This is a genomic window from Allobosea sp. 05T439, from assembly GCF_056396005.1.
This window is the reverse complement of sequence record NZ_JBFTKP010000069.1, coordinates 1-18,648: the sequence shown is the minus strand read 5'-3', so window position 1 is coordinate 18,648 and position 18,648 is coordinate 1. Positions and strand designations below refer to the sequence as shown.

The following is an 18,648-nucleotide window of genomic DNA, read 5'->3' as shown; positions in this document are numbered from 1 at the left end:
GCGAGCGGCGGCGCCCTCTTCATGGGGCTCGTCTTCGGCTGGCTCCGCTCCGTCTACCCCTTCTACGGCCGCATTCCCGAGCCGGCGATCTGGATCTTCGATACGGTCGGGCTTTGCATGTTCATCGGCATCGTCGGGCTCGGCGCCGGACCGAGCTTCGTCTCGGGCCTGAAGGCGACCGGCATCAGCCTGATCCTGGTCGGCCTCGTCTCCGCGCTGCTGCCGCATGTCGTCGGCATTCTGTTCGGGCGTTACGTCCTGAAGATGGATCCGCTGATCGTGCTTGGTGCCTGCGCCGGGGCTGGCACCATCACAGCCGCCCTCCGGGCCATCCAGGACGAGGCCCAGAGCAGCATTCCGGCGCTGGGCTACACGGTACCCTATGCCATCGGGAACATCCTGCTCACGGCCTGGGGGCCAATCCTCATCGGCATCATGTCGCGTTAGGAGTCGCTGGCGCTGGTAGCGCCGTGCTGCCTGCGGTGGCTGGGTCAAATCGAAATTGATTTGAGCTTCGACCTCGCTCAACCAGGGACGAGTTTCAAAATGCCCAGTGCGGCAAAAGACGTGCTGTCGAAGGGTCCCTTCTTATCGCACCATCCGGACGCCGCGATAGGTGGCAAAGTACCTGCCGAATTGGTGGGGCGTCGGCGCACACGAGACCGCCAGGACATATGGGAAGAATGGCGCTGGACGACTTGCGGATTGAGCGCTTATCGCCTCGAGAATCGAACCCGGATCGGGACGCACCGTACGCGACCTGCTGGGCGCCCGGGAGTGGCGCATCCGAGCTTTGCCGCCTGGAGGCGAAGCAGCCGAAAGCAACGCGCAGCGGCGCAAAACGAGATGCCGACCCCGACCAGCAGCGGGATCCAGCAGGCTGGAACAGGACCAGTCTGAGTGTGGCAGTATTGTCATAAATAGGAATTCCGGTAGAGGCGCGCCTATGCAGACATTCATCAACTCCTTTCTGCTAGTGCTTGCCGCGATCTTCCCTGTGGTGAATCCTMCGGGGACGGCGCTTGTCTTTATCGGGCTTACGAGTGGACTGACACCCAACGTTCGGCGCGCACTGGCGCGGCGGGTCGCATTCAACTCCCTGCTCGTCCTAGTGGGTTCCTTTCTGCTTGGAGCCTTAATCCTGCAGTTTTATGGTATATCCATACCGGTCTTGCGCGTTGCGGGCGGTTTCATCGTCGCGGTATCCGGTTGGAAGCTTCTCAACAAAGGAAGCCGCACGGAAATCGAGGCCACACCCAACTCTGCGCATCTAGGAGATCCGCTCAGCCTGGCGTTCTATCCGTTGACGCTGCCCCTCACCACTGGCCCGGGCACGATCGCGGTGATGATCAGTCTCGGCCTCTCGCGGGGCGCTCAGCGACCGGCCGACGAGCTGTTGTTCATATTTGCCAGTCTTGCCGCTGTCGCGGTGATCGCCTTCGCAATAGGAATCTGCTTCTCATACGCGCATCGAATGCAAAGGTTTCTCGGTCCAGGTGGAACCGACATTGCCGTACGTTTAACCGCATTCATCCTCTTCACCCTCGGCATGCAGATCATATGGTCCGGAGCGAATGAGTTACTCATCTCGGTCCTGCATCCTGGCTCAATTCCGGCCGCCCCGAAGCCACTGGGCTGAGCGCACCGGTCCGCGTGCGAGCACTAGCCCTTCGTCAGGACGACGACCGTTCGTGAAATTACCGCCTCCAATAGCCGGATTTCCGCGCGCCAATGTGGTGATCCGAATCCTTCCGGGAAAGAGCGCCGACATTCGCGCCCCTTTTCCTGCCGGGCCAGATGTTGCGGGGCGATGCTTGAGGACATGAGTTCGGGTTGATAGTGAAGAGGCGCTGCGAGCCTCTCACGGCAGTTCCGTTTTTTTCACCAGGTGGGGGCCGCAGTTTGCCATGCGCGACCTAATCTCCACGCCATCGGTAAAGCTCTATCTCCGCGAGGCGCGTGAGGTGCGGCGGCTGACGAAAGCACTGGCCTTTGCCGCCGAGGCCCATCGGAACCATCGTCGCAAGGGGGCGAGCCAGGAGCCCTATATCAACCACCTGATCGAAGTGGTCGATCTCGTCGCGTCGGTCGAAAGCAGCGATATGGACGTTCTTATCGCGGCGGTGCTCCATGATGTGCTGGAGGACACCCAGACTGGCCATGACGAGTTGGCTGCAGCGTTCGGGGACCGTGCCGCACATATCGTCCAAGAGAATTCCGATGACATGACCTTGCCCAAGTCGGAGCGGCGCCGCGCTCGGCTCGAAGGCATTGGCAAGAAATCGCGCGAGGCAAGGCTGGTCAAGTTCGCGGACATCATCTCGAACCTGCGCGCCATCGCCGTCTCGCCGCCGGCCGGCTGGTCGAACGATCGCAGGCTTGGATACCTGAACGCCTGCCGCAATCTCGTGGATGCCGGACGCGGTTCGAACGCTGAGATCGAACGCATCTTCGACGACACCGCAAAAGCAGTGGAGCAGACAATCAGAGCCGAAGGGCTCGGCGATCTGGATGATGGTGCGTCAGCAAGGAACGAGCTCGAGGCTGCCATCGGCCAGGCTGTGTACCTCGTCTATGTGCCGAACACCAAGTGCCGCACCCTGGGAGAAGCAGACATCGACCTGCTCTGTGAAATGATCGCCCGAACGTTCCCGTCTGCCACTGTGCAGACAGCCGAAGGCATTCATGAGCACCGGCGCAGATCGATGCTTATCGGCAGGATCCGGACAGATAGCGGCGACGCGATCGTCGCTCTTGCCCAGCGCCTGTGCCTCGCCTTTGACGAGCCCTTTGTCGGCGTCGAGGTCGATGGGCGCTACATTCGTATCTATGGCGATGACACCGACTAGGCCGTCCGGATTTCAGTCGACGCGAGACTCGCTGGACGGAAATTCGAGCTGGTCCGGATCGATCTTGCCGAAGCGGATCAGTTCCTTTCGGGCATCGACGAAAAGAGGAAAATCGCCGCGTTGAAGCGAGATTTTCATCTTCACGTGGCCATCACGGCTCGAAAGGCCGGGTAAGGGCGCGGCGATCCGGCGATGATCGGTCGAGGGACATCCTTGGGCTTTCGGATGGCAGTGAAGGCGCAGCGTACAACGTTGCTACGCCGCGCACCGACAGGCAATCGTGCCGCCGTATCTGTCCCCCGCCTCAAATCCACGAACCATCATCGCTCGGTTCACGCCGTGTACTGCGGCAATATCCACCAAGCGGCAGAGTGTGGCCGGCGCCAGCGGCAGCGAAGCGGATCATCAGGGCGATCGATTGATGGCCATTGGATCGCGGATCAGCGATGCATGTAGACCGTGGTCTGCTCCGACTTCGTCTGGCCATGCATCATCCCGTGCGTGCCAGATGGCCTGCGCCCACTAGGCCGGCGGAGTGACGTAGCCGCGCTCGGCCATGCAGCCGAGATAGATCGACTTAACGGCCTCGCTCCGGCGGGCGGTAATCTGGTCGGCTGCGTCGCCCCCCACCGCACCATTGGCCCGTATCGTGTTGGCCGGCAGGGGCGCCTTGTTGGCTTTACGAATGCAGGCGGCTGCATCCTTGTTCACCAGCGCCTCCAGCGTCGCATTTCCAATGATTGCCCGGCCATCGACGCGCTGCATCCTGGGAGGAGCGGTGCTCACGGCCTGGCAACTGGTGAGTGAGATCGACGCGACAGCGACGGCGTAGCGAAGCATGAAACCCTCCCTAGTCTCCCAAAGGAGCACAGTMAGCGAGTGGTTCAACGGTGAATGGCGTCTCATGCGCGGCMCGCGTCGAAGCCGCAAGGCGGCCCACGCCGAAGGCCTACGATCCGAACGGTTATTTAACCGTCGATCGGAGGCGGAGCCGCCGACGGGGCTTTCTGGGTTATGCAAGCACGAATTCCGTCGTCGGCCAGGCGAAGCGGCGCAAAAATCCAGATCGTAATTGCGTGATCAAGTGAATCAAGCAAACGCCGATTTGCCCAGCGGCTATTTGAGGCTCCGGCTGGGGGGCTTCCCTTCTCATGGGATCACCGGCGGGTGATATTCTAGGGTGTAGGCTAGGGCCCAGAGCAAGAACAGCACCAGCGGCAGATGGACGAGCAACTGCAGGAATGTGAAGCCGACAATGTCGCGCGCCTTGAGGCCGAGTACGCCGAGCAAGGGCAGCATCCAGAAGGGATTGATAAGGTTCGGCAGCGCCTCCGCGGCGTTGTAGACTTGGACCGCCCAGCCCAGATGCACCTTGAGGTCGTTGGCGGCCTGCATGACATAGGGGGCTTCGAGCAGCCACTTGCCGCCACCGGACGGGATGAAAAAGCCAAGCACCGCGGAATAGACACCGATCACCAGTGGATAGAGGTGCTGGGTCGACATGGCGACAAAGGCATGGGCGATCTGGTCGGAAACGGTCAGCCCGGCATCGTTCTTCGCCATCGTGAGGATCGCTGCAATCGAGCCGTAGAACGGAAACTGGATGAGTACCCCAGACGTCGCCGGCACGGATTTGACGACCGCATTGAGGAAGCGCTTCGGCCGCCAATGCAGCAGCATGCCGAGCATGATGAAGAGGAAATTATAGGTATTGAGGCTCGAAATCGCGATCATCGTGTCTTTGGTCGCGAATTCATGAGCCAGCCAGCCAGCCGCCAGCAGAACGATCAGGATCGTCAGCAATGGCGAATGTTCCAGCCATTCTCCCGGCTGCCGTGGTGGCGGCAGGTCGTCCGTGACGTCCCGTTCGACATTGATGTTCATCGCTTCCGCCGTGACGGCTTTGTCTGGCCCGGGGGCCGACCAAACGGCGATCACCACCGAGACCGACAGCAGGACGACAGAGACGACCACCGACTGCCACAGGAAGATGGTTTCGGAGAACGGGATCACGCCCGTTATCGGCAACAGGGATTTGGGCAGACTTCCCGCATTGGCCTGAAGTTGCGCTGCTGACGAGGAAAGGCCCATTGCCCAGGTTGCACCCAGACCGAGATAGGCCGCCGCAGCAGCGGCGCGATAATCCATTTTCAGCTCGCGGCGTTCCGCGAGTGCGCGCACGAGAAGGCCGCCGAAGATCAGGCTCAGGCCCCAGTTGAGTAGCGATGCAAGCATGCTTACCGCCGCGACAACACCGACGGCGCCCGAGCCGGAACTGGGTATGGCCGCGAGGCGGCGGATGAGCCGTTGAGCCGGAGCGGAGACCGCGACGACATAACCGCCGATGGCGACGAATGCCATCTGCATCGTGAATGTGATCAGGCTCCAAAATCCGTCGCCAAAAGCCCGGCTGACGGCAAGCGGCGAGGCACCATTCAGCATCGCCGCCAGAGAGACAATCACAACCGCGATCGCTACAAAAACGAAGGCATCGGGGAACCAGCGCTCCGCCCAGGTCGTGAACGAGATCGCGATCCGAACCAGCAACCCGTCCTTTTGGTTTGGACCGCTGGATGCTGCATCCGACTTAGCCAAGCTCGCCTGTGACATGCCGCAGATCCCCCGTGTTGTTCTGGTGTCAACTCGATGCGCAATGGACATCGCGAAGCAGGCCGCATAAGGAGCCTGCATCCCAACGATACGCTGCACCTCCCCCCTCTCGCTGTTCTACCGCCTGCCGTCGGCACGGCTACAGCCGCATCTCCTCGACATTGTCCGGAATGGCGAGCTTCGCCTCGGTCGCCGCAATGACTTGCTCCACCGACACGCCAGGGCCGAGTTCAAGCAGGGTCGCCTGTCCGTCGGGAAATCCGATGACTGCCATTTCACTGACGACAAGGTCCACCGGCCTCACCGAGGTCAGGGGCAGCGTGCATCGGTTGACGATCTTGGGCTTGCCCTTGGCGGTATGCTGCATCGCCACGATCACGCGCTTTGCACCGGTGACGAGGTCCATCGCACCACCCATCCCCGGCACCATTTTGCCGGGGATCATCCAATTCGCCAGCAAGCCATGCGCATCGACCTGCAGCGCACCGAGCACCGTCATGTCGACATGGCCGCCGCGAATGAAGGCGAATGACATCGCGCTGTCGAACGTACTGGCGCCAGGCAATGCGGTCACCGGGCGTCCGCCGGCATCCGTCAGCGTGGGATGCGCCATCCCCTCCTCGGGGATCGGGCCGGTTCCGATCAGGCCATTCTCCGACTGAAAGAACACCGTGATGCCCGTCGGCACGAAGTTCGCCACCATGGTGGGGATGCCAATGCCGAGATTGACCAGCATCCCTGCTCGCAACTCGCCTGCGATGCGCTTGGCGATGATCGATTGTGCATCCATCGTCCTGATCCGTCAGGCGTTGGTGACGAGATAGTCGACCAGCGGCGCGGGCGTCACGACGTGGTCGGGCGATATCAGTCCTACCGGCACGATATTCTCGGCCGTGACGATGGTGGTATCGGCTGCCATCGCCATCACCGGATTGAAGTTTCGCGCCGTGAGCGCGTAGGAAAGATTGCCGAGATAGTCGGCGAGAAAGGCATTGATGAGCGCGAAATCCGCCCGGAGGGCAGTCTCGACGAGGTAGCTCTTGCCGTTGAGGTCGATCCGCTGCTTGCCTTCCTCGACGAGGGTCCCGACGCCTGTCGGAGTGAGTACGCCACCGAGCCCGCTGCCGCCGGCGCGGATGCGCTCGATGAGCGTGCCCTGCGGCACGAGATCGACCGCCATAGTACCCGCAATCATCTGCCGCTGCGTCTCCGGATTGAGGCCGATATGGCTGGCGATGGTGCGGCTGACGAGGCCGGCGTCGACGAGCTTGCCGATCCCCCGTCCGGGAACCGCGTTGTCGTTGGCGATCACGATGAGATTTCGCTTACCCTGGCGCACCAGCTCGTCGATCAGGCGCTCGGGCGTCCCGACGCCCATGAATCCGCCGATCATGAGGGTTGCGCCATCCGGGATCAAATTGACCGCATCCGCGCATGAGACAGTTTTCATTGTCGAATGTTCCGATTTCGATGAAACTAACACATTCAATTTCAAGCTCAAATTGTAAATCGTTCTTGATAAACGTTCTTGAAATCAAAAAACGTCAGTAACATTGTCTTTCTTGAGTCTTTTTTGCTTTTACCAACCCCTTGACCTAATCGATAATGTGGTAACCGCCGTCGATATAGAGCGTCTGTCCGGTGATGAGGCGCGCTGCATCATGCGCCAGGAAGGCGGTGGCCATGCCAACGTCGTCGATGCTGACGAGGTTACGGGCCGGGGCTTTGGTCCTGGCCTTCTCGAGCAGTGCGTCGAATTCCGGGATGCCCGAGGCAGCGCGCGTCGCCAGGGGGCCCGGCGAAATGGCATGCACGCGAATGCCTTTGGGACCCAGTTCGGCGGCGACATAGCGCACCGCGCTTTCCAGCGCTGCCTTGGCCACCCCCATGATGTTGTAATTCTCGACGACCATCTGGCTGCCGTAGAAGGTCATCGTGAAGAGCGTGCCGCCCTTCTTCATCAGGGGCTCGGCCAGATGGGCCATTTGAAGAAAGGACCAGCAGGAAATGTCCATGGTGGCGAGAAAGCCCTCGCGCCCGACATCCACCACGCGGCCATGCAGCGCCTCCTTGGGAGCAAACGCGATGGAATGGACGACGAAATCGAGTTCGCCCCAATCCTTGGCGATGCGCTCGAACACGGCTTCCATCTCGCCCGGCGTGCGCGCGTCGAGCGGCATCACGATCGGGGCTTCGATCTCTTGTGCCAGCGGCTCGACAAATTTCTTGGCCTTTTCGTTGAGATAGGTGACGGCGAGTTCCGCTCCCAGCGCACGAAACGCCCTGGCACAACCCCAGGCGATCGACTGATCATTGGCGATGCCAATGATCAGTCCCTTCTTGCCCTCGAGCAGCTTTGCTTTGACGACAGGTATCATCGAGTGCCCTTCTCAGGTCTTAGGTTTCGCGAACCTCAGGACTCCATTGCCAGGATCGGCCTTTCCAGCGGTTCCGCCGCCGAACAGCCCGACGATACGCTCGAGCCTCTGCGCTGCCTCGCCTGTCATGTCGCCAGCCGCGCTCAACACGCGCCGGAGTGCCGCAAGCGCCTTCTGGCGCGCTTCGTGATCGGGCGGCAGCAGATCGGGAATGGCGCTGAGCGTCGCCTCCTCGTCGATCAGCAGCATGTAGTATTGCTCGCGCACGAGCGCCTTGAACTCGGCCAGGCTCGGTTTCGGCTTGTCATCCTCGACTTCGGCCCGCAGGCCGCGAATGGCCGCAAGGCCGCGTTCGTCGGCACGGCCGCGCGCCATACCGACATGGAGCAGGCCGCGGACCAGGCACTCGCGCAAGCCGCCTCTGGGGATGCGCGATTTCAGTTCGGCGATGCGGGACTGCAGGAGTTCGCGATGGAGCGGGCTTGATTGCGCCTTCCGCAGAGGTCGCGCATCGGTCGGATCGATGCCCACGGCGGCCTGCAAGGCGGGTGAGCCGTAGACCGACAGGAATATGCGCTCGCTCCAAGATTCAGTCGTTTCCCGCCAGGCGTCGAGGCCTGCGACGATCTGCTCGGACACCGCTTGCTGCATCGCGAGAAACGGATTGCCTGCGGCAACCGGCCGCCGATCCTCGCTCGCCCGTTCGGCCATAGCCTTGACCGGCGCCATCAAAGGATTCGCATCGGAGAAGAGTTCGTATTGCAGCCGCAGAGGATGCAGCTTTCGCATGGCGTCGGCGACGGGTGCCGAGGTCATGCTGCGGACCATCGGCTGCGCGAATGCGCGATAGAGGGCGAGGTTGATCTCCGATACTCGTGCGGCAGTGGCGAAGCGGCGCTCATCCTCCGCATCATTGCCGCCGAGCGCACGAATGTCGTCGAGCGTCCGCGCCTCACAACGCATCACCCACTGCCCCGCGACGAGATCAGGGCTGACCGTGTCCGCCTCCTTGGCTTCCAGCACCGCCTCGTACAGCCCTGGCGGCAGCACATCGATCATGTCGATATTGCTGGAGAACTCGTCGTGCTCCTTGCGGGCGACGCCGGCGGAAACAAAAATCCCGAGATGCCCGACGGATTCATGGATCGTGTAGACGATGGTCTGGCCGTAGGCGCGGATTTCGTCGATGTCCTCGTAGAGATCCAGGATCCATCCGAGCGCCTGCTGCGGCGGCGTGATGTTGTCGCCCTTGGAACAGAACACCACGATCGGCGAACGGATATTGCGCAGATCGATTGCCACTCCGTCGGAGGTCCGGATCTCGCCGGCCGCCAGCTTGTTGCCGACGAAAAGGTCGTCGACGATCGCCTGGATTTCGGCGGCGTTCAGATTGACATGCCCGMCCCACCAGCGCTCGAAGCCGAGATAGCGCGGCGCCTCCGTGTCGATCTTGGAATAGAGATTGTAGCGCTTGCTCCAGAGCGTATTGGCCGGGTTCTGGTTCTCGAAGTTCTGAACGAGCCAGGCGCCGTCGAACTTGCCGGCGCCAAGGTCGGAGGTGAGCGCGGTCAGCCAGCTCCCGCCCAACAGACCGCCGCTGTAGCGCATCGGGTTCTGTCCGCGCACGCCCGCCCAATAGGAGAGCGGCGAACCGGCGATGATGATGGGGCCGAACAGCTCCGGCCGCAGTGATGCAAGCATCATGAGCGCCCAGCCCGCCTGGCAGTTGCCGATCACGCAGGGCTTGCCGTCGGCCTGCGGGTGCAATGCGATGACCCGCTCGAGGAAAATCCCCTCGGCGCGGGCGATGTCCTCGATGGTCTGGCCCGGCATGGGCTCGGGCAGGAATCCGACGAAATAGCAGGGATGCCCGGCCTTGAAGGCGACGCCGATCTCGCTGTCGGCCTTGAACCCGCCGATACCCGGCCCGTGCCCGGCCCGCGGATCGACCACCACGAAGGGGCGGCGCATAGGATCGACCGAAACGCCCTCGGGCGGGATAATCCGCACGAGAATGTAATTGACGGGATGATCGAGGTTGCGGCCGTCGAGAACGACCTCCGCCTCATAGTCGAGCACATGCGGAGCGGTCTCGGCGAGATGCTCGCGATACTGGTTTCCGCTCTGGCGCATCACATCCATGAACAGGAGGCTGCGCTGCGCGGCGTCGACCATGTACTCCATCGCAGCGCCAAACGGACCAAAAGCCCCGGTGGTCGCAGGCTTCTCGGGTTGGCCAGGCTTTGACATCATCGCCCTCGCCTCTTCGGTTTTATGCGTTCATATCGGCGGAACAAGCACTTTAGGCTGGTGCCGACGTGCTGCAAGCCTGTATTGAGGCGTCGCGGCAAGGCAATTGACCTTTGGGGCAATCCGCCTCCCGTCTGGACCACCGATTACGCCCAAGCGTGCCTCGACCAGCTTGGGCTCGCCCCATCCGGAACTCCACCCCCGTCGTCCACAATATCCACCGCAACGGGTCAATGGGATCTGGAAAAGCGGCCGTATCCACCCATTCGCTGACTGCCCAGCCCGATGGTGAAGGTGGCACGCCATCGGCTCGGAGCAGGTCCAGAGCGCCATGATCTCCGCACCCGACCCGGGGCTTTGAGGGGACCGCCTGCGCCTGGATAAAGCGGTGCCCAGTGCCCAGCTCCGCGCAAATAGCCACGGTCATGGTTGCAGACATTGACGTTGATCGTTGGCGCAGAGAACAATCGGCCTGCCGAAGCGCGAGCTGAGTTGAACGGCGCTCAGAAGCCGCTCGCTGAAGAGCGAGGCGCATGGCCGGACTCCGTGCCAGACACTCGAATAGGGCAGGAGCTAATTTGGGCATTCCTCATTGGCTTTCCGCCCACGCCCTCAGGGGAGGCTCAGAAGCTGACTGCGAGCAACCTCGAAGCCGCACCGAAAGCACGCGTCTCGCGCCGGCCCCCCAGCATCAAGGAGCCCCGCAATGAACCTCGACAGCGGAGCGGTGGAGATAGCCGCGCGGGCAATGTGTGAGAATGTGTACTCTTCCTGCGAGGCGCCTTCACCAGAGAGCTACGAGGAGCATTGGCACTCAGTGCGCGACCACTACCGAGGGCAGGCCGAAGTCGCCATTCGCGCCTACCTCGCCGCCGAGCCAGCCATCCCGGCGTTGGTCGCCGAGCGAGATGCGGCCGTGACGGGGCTGTTGGGCCTCCTGCGTGACGAGTATTGCGCCGCCTTTGAAGCGGCCTATGCAGTTAGAGACCACGCAATGCTCGCCGCCCCGTCGCCCGCCCACTGCGGAGATAAGCGTGAGTGACACCCCAAGATCAACAGCCCCACGGGATAGCCAGCACGAGCCCCACCAGCACGCGGAGCGCCCACCCCCCGTCAAGGTCGCTTGCCAGCGAGACGATAAGCGTCAATCGCATCGTCAGCCACGCCTCGTCGTCGAAGGCGCCAGCCCAAGGCTCTAAACCCAGCTGCGGATCAGGTTCCGCGACAGGTCGTGTCGGCGGGCGAGGCTATGGAGCGTCTCGCTAGCCAGGTAGTCCTGCGCCACATGGTGCTTGAAATCAGGTGCTGTGGGTGCGGTGCCGGGGCCATGGCTTCCATCCTTCGAAAGCCCGGATCTCCGGTCAATTGCCACGCTTCAAACTGTCTGCCTCAAGGGGCGCACTCCTCATTCGCATCGAAGACGACGACGATCTATGAGAAGCGATCACTTCGGCTTTGTGAGTGTGTTGGCCGTCTCGGCAGCCTTCGCTGCCGCATCCTGCGCAGCCGCGCCCAATTCTTTGAGTTGGGTCTGAAACGCGGCCATCTGAGACTTGAGGAAATCGGACTGGAGCTGCATGACTTCCACCAGGTCTTTCGCCTTGACCAGCTTCTGGGCCAGATCGAGCCCGGCAGAGACATTGTTGTCTGCATAGGCGATGGCCTTGCGGCCGATATCCTGCATGTCGAAAAGCGCAAACCCGGCAGAACCAGGGGCGGCCTCGACCGCTTTCCGCGCAGCGCCGATGAAGCCGTCGAAGGCCTTGCGAGCCTGCTCGACGTTACGTTCAGCGAGTTCACGCATTTGGGCCGGCACTTCGTAGGGTGTCTTGCCATTCATGGAGTTTCTTCCCTATTCAACAATGAACACTTCGATCGTTCTGCGCCACAGTATCGTGCTCGTTTGCGATGACAAAGGCTCAAGGGTCAGCCTGCCCCTCATCACCACGGACGTTCTTGGGCGCCTCTAATGGGCGGTCCACCCGCCGTCGATCGACAACATGGTCCCAGTGATCGACGATGCGGCGTCAGAACTCAGAAAGAGCGCCAGCGCCGCAATTTGCTCCACAGTGACGAACTCCTTCGTTGGCTGCGCCTCCAGCAGCACATCCGCAATGACTTGCTCCTTGGTGAGACCGCGAGCCTTCATCGTGTCCGGGATTTGCTTCTCGACCAGCGGCGTCCAGACATAGCCGGGACAGATCGCATTGACCGTGACGTGATCTTTCGCCACCTCAAGAGCGACTGTCTTGGTGAGGCCGGCAATGCCATGCTTCGCGGCGACATAGGCGGATTTGAAGGGTGACGCGACCAGCGCATGGGCGGACGCTGTGTTGATAATACGTCCCCAACCACGTGATTTCATGCCGGGAACGACCGCCTTGGTCGCGTAAAAAGCGGCGAGTAGGTTGATTCGGATGATCGCTTCCCACTTGTCGTCGGGAAACTCCTCGATCGGCGCCACATGTTGGATGCCGGCGTTGTTGACAAGAATATCGACCCGGCCGAACTCCTGCTCGGCCATCCGCACCATGCCGGTCACTTCMGCGCCCTTCGACATGTCCGCCGGCGAGTACCGGCAGACCACTTTGAAGTCGGTCTCGATGCCCGCGCGCTCCTTCTCGATGGTGGCGGCGTCTCCGAAGCCGTTGATGAGTATGTCGGCGCCCTCCTTGGCGAAAGCGCGCGCCAGAGCAAGCCCGATTCCACTCGTGGATCCGGTAACGACGGCCGCCTTTCCTTGAAGTGACATCTTGCCTCCGATGGCGCCTAAACGCCGTTTGTGTACTGGAACCCTGCCCGTTCGCGACGAACCTCGCGACGGATCTGTGAGATGAAGCGATCAAACCAGTCCGGTCGTGTAATAGACGGCAATGACGACGAACACAGCGAGCGTCTTGATTAAGGTGATCGCGAAGATATCGCGGTAAGACTGCTGATGAGTCAGGCCGGTCACGGAAAGTAGGGTGATAACCGCACCATTATGTGGAAGCGTGTCCATGCCGCCGCTCGCCATCGCGGCAACGCGATGCAGAACTTCAAGCGGGATATTGGCGGCATTGGCGGCAGCAATAAACTGGTCCGACATGGCCGCTAGCGCGATGCTCATGCCTCCGGAGGCCGAGCCGGTGATACCTGCGAGCACCGACACGCTGATCGCCGTGTTGGCCAGCGGGTTCGGGATCGCTTTGAGGGCGTCGGCGATGACGACGAACCCTGGCAACGCTGCGATGACGCCGCCGAAGCCGTACTCCGACGCCGTGTTCATGGAGGCCAGCAGCGATCCCGCCACCGCGGCCTTGGTGCCGTCGGCGAAGCGCTGCATGACCGCTCGGAAGGCGAAGGCCAGCACGGTCAGGATGCCAAGCAGGAGCGCGCCCTGGACGGCCCAGATCGCGGCGACCGACGACACCTGCGTGATCAGAGGCTTCACCATTCCCGCCAGCGTCACCTCGTGAGTGGCGCMGTAGTATTTGACGATCAGGCCCGTCAGGATCTTGTTGGCCACCCCGACCACAACCAGCGGCGCCAGGGCGATGGCGGGGTGGACCAGTTTCTCCTCAGCCATTGGTTCGGGCTCGTTCGTATGGCCCTCGCCATAGCCCTCTCCAGCCGCCGCGGCCACCCGCCGGCGCCACTGCAGGTAGGCCATGCCCACCGTGAGAATGAAGATCGCACCTATCGTTCCAAGAATTGGAGCGGCCCACGTATCCGTCTTGAAGAAAGTGGTGGGGATGATGTTCTGGATCTGCGGCGTTCCGGGCAACGCGTCCATGGTGAAGGTGAAGGCACCCAGGGCGATCGTGCCGGGGATGAGGCGCTTGGGGATGTCGCTTTGCCGGAACATCTCGGCCGCGAACGGATATACCGCGAAGACGACCACAAAGAGCGAAACGCCGCCGTAGGTCAGAACCGCGCCGACCAGCACGATCGAGAGCATCGCCCGCTCGCGCCCGACGACGCCGATGACCGCCGAGACGATCGACTTGGAGAAACCCGATAATTCGATGAGCTTGCCAAAGACCGCGCCGAGCAGGAAGACCGGGAAATACAGTTTCACGAAGCCGACCATCTTCTCCATGAAGATGCCGGTGAACACGGGCGGCACTGCCGCGGGATCCGTCACCAGTACGGCCAGCATCGCGGCGATCGGCGCGAAGAGGATAACGCTGAAGCCACGATAGGCGACGAACATCAGCAGGACGAGAGCAGCAAGGGTAATCAGGAAATCCATGCGCTTTACTCCAGCACTTCTCTTGTTATTTCCCCTGCACGGCGCAGTACCCGGACGCCGGAAACGTCGAACTCAGTATGATCCGGTATCCGTCGTCATCATGAGCCTGTCCGTCTCGAGCTCGCGAATGACGTTTTTTTCCTCCGCGATGATCTCCTCGAGAATGTCGCGGACCGAGAGGACGCCGATGACCTTGCGCTCCTCGCAGACGAGCAGATGACGAATGCGGTGCGTCTTCAACAAGGCGTGGCATCGCTCGACGGAATCGCCAGGCCTCGCAAAAACGATCGAACGGTCGGTCATGATCTCGTGGACAAGGCAGGCGCCCGCTGTTTTGCCCTCCAGTTCGACATCCCGAGCGTAGTCGCGCTCGGTGAGGATGCCCTTGAGCTCACCACGGTCGAGTACGACGACAGCCCCGACATTCTTGTCCCGCATCAGCGTAAGGGCGCTGAGAACTGTGTCGTTCGGTGCCACGCTGATGACGGCGGAGACCTCCGAACGCTTGGATTGCAGTAGCTCGTGCGCGGTCTTGTTGAGCGTTGGCATCTGCTCTCACCCCCACAATACAGCAAGCGACGAAATGCTATCGAAAGTATTCACGATACCTAACGCAGGTCGTCAGAAATCGTCGTCATACAATGGAGTTATTTCGTTGACCACCGGCCGAATCCAGTAAGTCATCACTCGTGCGAACAGGTCCGGATCAATCGCTGTGCAGCTCATCGCACGATTGGAGTTATAGCAGCTTCATGGCAGCGAGAACCTGTCCCTAGGGCCAATACGTCCGTGCCTCCCTGTGCGGTGCTGCCGAGGAGACGGTTGTTGCAGGCCCGCAGGCGCCCGGTCGTCCGCCACCCTCCGCGCCTGGGTGGTCACTGGCGACCAACGGCATGACACGCATTGACCGGAAAGGGCGAAGGGAGCAGCTTTCCGTCTGTCTACGCGAGCGTTTTCCGTACACGTTGTGGGGCGCAAGCCTCGGGAGGGTGTTACTAGGGCGATGCCATGCCCAGTCCATCGGGGTCACAGATCTGAGGGCTGGTTCGGCTATTTGATCAGTTTCGGGGCCTTCGCGAAGTGGATGTCAGCTTTGGTTATTATGAGACTTGGTATTCGAACTCGGAGCGTGTGAGGCCCAACCGGGGCCCCTTGAGTCACCCATGCCGGGGATGTACCGACCCGAACGCGGACCTTTCCGCCACCAAACGCAGCAAATGGCAAGCAACGTTCTGCATGGGCGAATGGTTGCCAACCAGAAGCAGTGCCTAGGCGACCTTCGGCGGCGTCATGTCTTTCAATGAGTGCCCTCAGCGTCGCCGACTGTCGCGAAGCATGATCACAGATACTACCGCAAGAACAATAATGAAGAAGCTAAGGAAGATGAAGATGTTGGCCCAGAACGGGAGCGACATCCAGAACTGCCTGAAAGTCACGAACGACATTGCAAAGAAGGTTGCGATCCCAACAAATGCTCCAACGCCAATCACCAGCAGCGCTGCCAGTCGCCAAAGCGGAATGCGCCGCACGTAATCACGGCTGCTTTCCCCGTCGCGGATGTCGTGTTCCGTTATTTTCATCAGCAGGAGTGTACCATGTCACTGCGCCTGACCGTGAGGCTCTGTAGTGGCCAAGAGCAAGTCGTCGATTGCCTTCTTGGGTTGCAGGAGTCCTTCACGGTTACTCTGAATCTGGCATGAAACGATCGGGACGATCGGGACGGACTGGTTGCGCATCACGGTGGGTCGGCCGGAAATCAAAACGATGCTGTACAGGCCGTTTCCGTGCAGGAGGCCCCCGATGCCGTCGAAGGCTATCGTAGGAGCCCCGTAGTCGAGGGCGGCAGGCCCCGAGGACTCCTCGGATTTGGTCAAAACCACCCCCTACCTTATCGGAATTTTGCCTGATCCTCCCGCACGGCTACCACAGTGTCGACGGTATTAAGCGCGAGGACCAAGGATCGCACGGACCGGATCAGTGTCCGGTGAAAACCAATGTCTGAATGGGCAGAACCAGTGCCTGGATCCTCAGGATCATCGCATGAACAAGCCCGACCGCATCGACCGCATGAAGGAGGACCTTTTTGACGGAGCTGGTGTCCTTCGCCTCGATGCGATCATGATTGCTAGAATAGGCGTTGACGATACAGCTGCTTCCTGGCGTCACCCCCTCGAGCCCATCGGGATAGAGCGGCTCGAGAAATGTCAGGATCGTGCCAGGCCTGGCGACCTGTTGTGCGTCAATCAACTGCTCGCCACCGCGAAACTGCCCGGCTGCGATAAAATCCTGCAGCGCGGTCACCACCATCGGAATGACGACCCAAGGCTTCGAGATGCAGACGGCCTCGGCAACCATCCCGACCTTCATGACCTGCGCCTCGATCTGGGAGAAGCCGGCCTGCAACGACGATCGTCCGGCCCCCTCGGGGATCAATACGCCGCCCGCGCGCATGTTCGGATTGACGAGGTCGCCAGCACGAAGCGCAAATTGTTCGACACGGCCGGTGAACCCGGCTCGGATCACCGTGTTCTCGATGTCGATCTGGGCCAAAGCCAGGGCCGCCTGAGCACTTTCCCTCTGCGCCGGCAGCAGCGTCGAGATCCGTATCTGGGCAGTATCATGTGCTGCGGTCGCCGAGTTCAAAGCGGCTTCTCTCCCGGCAACGCTGACCTCCAGCTTCTCGATCTCACGCTGCGCGACGACATTCGCGTTTCGTCGCACCAATTCCTGCTTGGTCCGCAACTCGTCCTGCGCCTGCTGGAGGTCGCTCCTCGCCTCCTGGATCTTGGATTCACTCGAGGCGAGCTCGGATCGGGCGACAACCAGGGCAGCGTCGGCCTCGGCAATCTTGCGGCGGGCGGTCTCGGCTGCCGCTTCCTGCTCACGGCTGTCCAGGCGGAAGATGGGGGTTCCTTTTTCGACCCTGCCGCTGAGCCCGACAAAGACCTCTGCGACCTTTCMTCTGTTCTCCGGCATGATCGGCACTGCCCTGAAGAACAGGGTCGCGTTCGTGGTCGAGGGGTGAAAGTAGAAGACCACCGTGATCAGCCCGACTGTCAACATCGCGCAGGCCGTGATGCCCCAGCGCAATTCGAACCAGACTGAGTAGAGCGTGATCTCCTTGCCAATGCGCCTGCCCTGCCAGTAACGGCGAAAAAGATAGTCGGGCAGGATCGTCAAAAGCGAGCAGAACATGAGCTCAAGCATGGCTCGGCTCCTTCTGCCGGGCATGGTGCCCCGGCTCGTGAACGACCGGCGTCTTCCGGGTATCGGGCGGGTCTGGTGGCTCGGTTGTTGCCCCGCCGCTGCGGCGGGGCGCCGAGCCTGCAATTCGCTCGAGAGCGTGAGCCATGCGGCCGAAGAGGCCGGAGAAGTCGGGCAACTCGATCAACGCCAGCAGAAGCCCGGCCACCCAGAACAGGTGGATATGGGTGAACAGCGCCAGAAGCCCGAGGACCGCGACAATTTCGAACTGGAGCTTATTGGACTTGTGCGCCATCCGCTCGGGCAACGTGTGCAGACGAAAGAAGATGATGCCAACCGTCAGGACCGCAACGACGAGGACCACCGCCATTGCGACCATGAGATAGTCGGTCTCTCCCGGTGCCGTGATGAAAGACGGCAAATGGTGCGAAGCAGCAGGATGAATGTTGGGCGACGACATGGCTTCCGCACCCGACCCTTGACGCTATCGCGACGGTATCCGTGTCAGGCGCGAAACGCCAGCCCGCACCCGATCACTTGAGAGTCACCTGGAACGCCTCGGTAAAGACGAGCTCKATCATGTCGCCGCGCTTCAGCTTCTGGAGATCGGCGGCGAGGACGGGATCCGCGACCGGCAGCGAACGCCGTCCATCCGGACCGTCGATCGTGGCAATTTTCTTGGCAGCGTCGAAGCCGTTGAACTTTGCCGTCACGGTCGCGGTGCGGGTCACAAACCGGGATGGGAGGTTCTGGAAAACCGCGTCAGACTTGCCTTCGGAATACCGGATGCCGGGCTTGAGTCCCTTCTTGCCCCTGGTGACGGCCGCGATTGCCCCGTCGATCCGMCTGATTTCGAGGTTGTCTCCAACCTTGACCCTGGAGAGATCACCGAAAACCTCCGGCACCTCGACAAGCCAACGGTGGCCTCGCTGCTGCACGATTATGGTGTGATTGGCCCGGTCGACTGCCGCAAACTTGACATTGAGCTCATCGATGGCCGCCGGGCCGACACCCGCGACAATGACCGTCTGCGCTCTGGCCGGCTGGCTGTCGGACCAGGACGCCACGCCGGCAAGCAGGGCGAAAGCAAGCGACCAGTGCTTCAATGTCGACATGTTGTGGC

The 18,648-nt window shown here is 61.4% G+C and carries 19 protein-coding genes; 4 read left to right on the top strand and 15 right to left on the bottom strand.

All coding sequences use genetic code 11. The annotated features are described in order from the left end of the window. The 3 genes from AC1DIO_RS33635 to AC1DIO_RS33625 all read left to right on the top strand — a co-directional run. Positions 1-447 (top strand): aspartate-alanine antiporter-like transporter (locus AC1DIO_RS33635; protein ID WP_476854780.1); only part of this gene is annotated, 447 nt, incomplete at its 5' end. A 499-nt stretch (positions 448-946) separates the two neighbouring features. Continuing rightward, positions 947-1,639 carry a MarC family protein gene (locus AC1DIO_RS33630; protein WP_476854779.1) on the top strand — a complete coding sequence of 231 codons (693 nt, stop codon included), beginning with the start codon at positions 947-949 and terminating at the stop codon, positions 1,637-1,639. Positions 1,640-1,907: 268 nt separating this feature from the next. Continuing rightward, positions 1,908-2,849, top strand: a complete 942-nt coding sequence (locus AC1DIO_RS33625; RefSeq protein WP_476825157.1) for an HD domain-containing protein — start codon at positions 1,908-1,910, stop codon at positions 2,847-2,849. A 12-nt stretch (positions 2,850-2,861) separates the two neighbouring features. Here AC1DIO_RS33625 and AC1DIO_RS33620 read toward each other — a convergent pair whose 3' ends face one another. The 7 genes from AC1DIO_RS33620 to AC1DIO_RS33590 form a co-directional block, all read right to left on the bottom strand. Further along, complete coding sequence (locus tag AC1DIO_RS33620) at positions 2,862-2,993, bottom strand: hypothetical protein (protein WP_441508838.1); 132 nt, start codon at positions 2,991-2,993, stop codon at positions 2,862-2,864. Positions 2,994-3,371: 378 nt separating this feature from the next. Further along, the gene (locus AC1DIO_RS33615; RefSeq protein ID WP_441508837.1) at positions 3,372-3,689 is read right to left on the bottom strand and encodes a hypothetical protein; all 318 of its coding nucleotides are present in this window, start codon (positions 3,687-3,689) and stop codon (positions 3,372-3,374) included. Positions 3,690-3,998: 309 nt separating this feature from the next. Next, positions 3,999-5,459, bottom strand: coding sequence for a short-chain fatty acid transporter (locus AC1DIO_RS33610; RefSeq protein ID WP_441508842.1), 1,461 nt, complete (start codon positions 5,457-5,459; stop codon positions 3,999-4,001). A gap of 139 nt (positions 5,460-5,598) precedes the next feature. Beyond that, the gene (locus AC1DIO_RS33605) at positions 5,599-6,249 is read right to left on the bottom strand and encodes a 3-oxoacid CoA-transferase subunit B (RefSeq protein WP_441508836.1); all 651 of its coding nucleotides are present in this window, start codon (positions 6,247-6,249) and stop codon (positions 5,599-5,601) included. A 12-nt stretch (positions 6,250-6,261) separates the two neighbouring features. Further along, on the bottom strand, positions 6,262-6,909 hold the full coding sequence (locus AC1DIO_RS33600) for a CoA transferase subunit A (RefSeq protein WP_441508835.1): 648 nt from the start codon (positions 6,907-6,909) through the stop codon (positions 6,262-6,264). Between the two features lie 145 nt (positions 6,910-7,054). Beyond that, positions 7,055-7,837 (bottom strand): enoyl-ACP reductase FabI, encoded by a 783-nt coding sequence (gene fabI / locus AC1DIO_RS33595; protein WP_441508834.1) that lies wholly within the window; start codon positions 7,835-7,837, stop codon positions 7,055-7,057. Between the two features lie 12 nt (positions 7,838-7,849). Then, the gene (locus tag AC1DIO_RS33590; protein WP_476854778.1) at positions 7,850-10,090 is read right to left on the bottom strand and encodes a DUF3141 domain-containing protein; all 2,241 of its coding nucleotides are present in this window, start codon (positions 10,088-10,090) and stop codon (positions 7,850-7,852) included. 703 nt (positions 10,091-10,793) lie between these two features. Between AC1DIO_RS33590 and AC1DIO_RS33585 the strand changes: the two genes are divergently transcribed. Beyond that, positions 10,794-11,129, top strand: coding sequence for a hypothetical protein (locus AC1DIO_RS33585; RefSeq protein ID WP_441508832.1), 336 nt, complete (start codon positions 10,794-10,796; stop codon positions 11,127-11,129). Between the two features lie 402 nt (positions 11,130-11,531). On the opposite strand, the gene AC1DIO_RS33580 is transcribed toward AC1DIO_RS33585, so the two are convergent. From AC1DIO_RS33580 to AC1DIO_RS33545, 8 genes are all read right to left on the bottom strand, one after another. Further along, on the bottom strand, positions 11,532-11,927 hold the full coding sequence (locus AC1DIO_RS33580; protein WP_441508831.1) for a phasin: 396 nt from the start codon (positions 11,925-11,927) through the stop codon (positions 11,532-11,534). Between the two features lie 126 nt (positions 11,928-12,053). Continuing rightward, positions 12,054-12,839, bottom strand: a complete 786-nt coding sequence (locus AC1DIO_RS33575) for a 3-hydroxybutyrate dehydrogenase (protein ID WP_441508830.1) — start codon at positions 12,837-12,839, stop codon at positions 12,054-12,056. 90 nt (positions 12,840-12,929) lie between these two features. After that, a complete protein-coding gene (locus tag AC1DIO_RS33570) occupies positions 12,930-14,321 on the bottom strand; it encodes a GntP family permease (protein WP_476854777.1) in 1,392 nt (463 codons plus the stop codon). A gap of 72 nt (positions 14,322-14,393) precedes the next feature. After that, entirely contained in the window at positions 14,394-14,870 is a 477-nt protein-coding gene (locus AC1DIO_RS33565; protein ID WP_441508828.1) for a CBS domain-containing protein, read from the bottom strand. Between the two features lie 761 nt (positions 14,871-15,631). Then, entirely contained in the window at positions 15,632-15,901 is a 270-nt protein-coding gene (locus tag AC1DIO_RS33560; protein ID WP_441508827.1) for a hypothetical protein, read from the bottom strand. A 394-nt stretch (positions 15,902-16,295) separates the two neighbouring features. Beyond that, positions 16,296-17,528 (bottom strand): HlyD family secretion protein, encoded by a 1,233-nt coding sequence (locus AC1DIO_RS33555; RefSeq protein ID WP_476854776.1) that lies wholly within the window; start codon positions 17,526-17,528, stop codon positions 16,296-16,298. Next, positions 17,521-17,985: a hypothetical protein gene (locus AC1DIO_RS33550; RefSeq protein WP_441508825.1), complete on the bottom strand. Its 465-nt coding sequence runs from the start codon at positions 17,983-17,985 to the stop codon at positions 17,521-17,523. Before AC1DIO_RS33550 ends, AC1DIO_RS33555 begins: the two co-directional genes overlap by 8 nt. A gap of 73 nt (positions 17,986-18,058) precedes the next feature. Beyond that, a partial coding sequence (locus tag AC1DIO_RS33545; RefSeq protein WP_476854775.1) for a hypothetical protein occupies positions 18,059-18,648 on the bottom strand: 590 nt, incomplete at its 5' end.

Coding starts and splice junctions, on each gene's coding strand:
- AC1DIO_RS33625 (WP_476825157.1), top strand. CDS start 1,908: ATGCGCGACCTAATCTCCACGCCATCGGTAAAGCTCTATCTCCGCGAG.
- AC1DIO_RS33615 (WP_441508837.1), bottom strand. CDS start 3,689: ATGCTTCGCTACGCCGTCGCTGTCGCGTCGATCTCACTCACCAGTTGC.
- AC1DIO_RS33610 (WP_441508842.1), bottom strand. CDS start 5,459: ATGTCACAGGCGAGCTTGGCTAAGTCGGATGCAGCATCCAGCGGTCCA.
- AC1DIO_RS33605 (WP_441508836.1), bottom strand. CDS start 6,249: ATGGATGCACAATCGATCATCGCCAAGCGCATCGCAGGCGAGTTGCGA.
- AC1DIO_RS33600 (WP_441508835.1), bottom strand. CDS start 6,909: ATGAAAACTGTCTCATGCGCGGATGCGGTCAATTTGATCCCGGATGGC.
- fabI (WP_441508834.1), bottom strand. CDS start 7,837: ATGATACCTGTCGTCAAAGCAAAGCTGCTCGAGGGCAAGAAGGGACTG.
- AC1DIO_RS33585 (WP_441508832.1), top strand. CDS start 10,794: ATGAACCTCGACAGCGGAGCGGTGGAGATAGCCGCGCGGGCAATGTGT.
- AC1DIO_RS33580 (WP_441508831.1), bottom strand. CDS start 11,927: ATGAATGGCAAGACACCCTACGAAGTGCCGGCCCAAATGCGTGAACTC.
- AC1DIO_RS33565 (WP_441508828.1), bottom strand. CDS start 14,870: ATGCCAACGCTCAACAAGACCGCGCACGAGCTACTGCAATCCAAGCGT.
- AC1DIO_RS33560 (WP_441508827.1), bottom strand. CDS start 15,901: ATGAAAATAACGGAACACGACATCCGCGACGGGGAAAGCAGCCGTGAT.
- AC1DIO_RS33550 (WP_441508825.1), bottom strand. CDS start 17,985: ATGTCGTCGCCCAACATTCATCCTGCTGCTTCGCACCATTTGCCGTCT.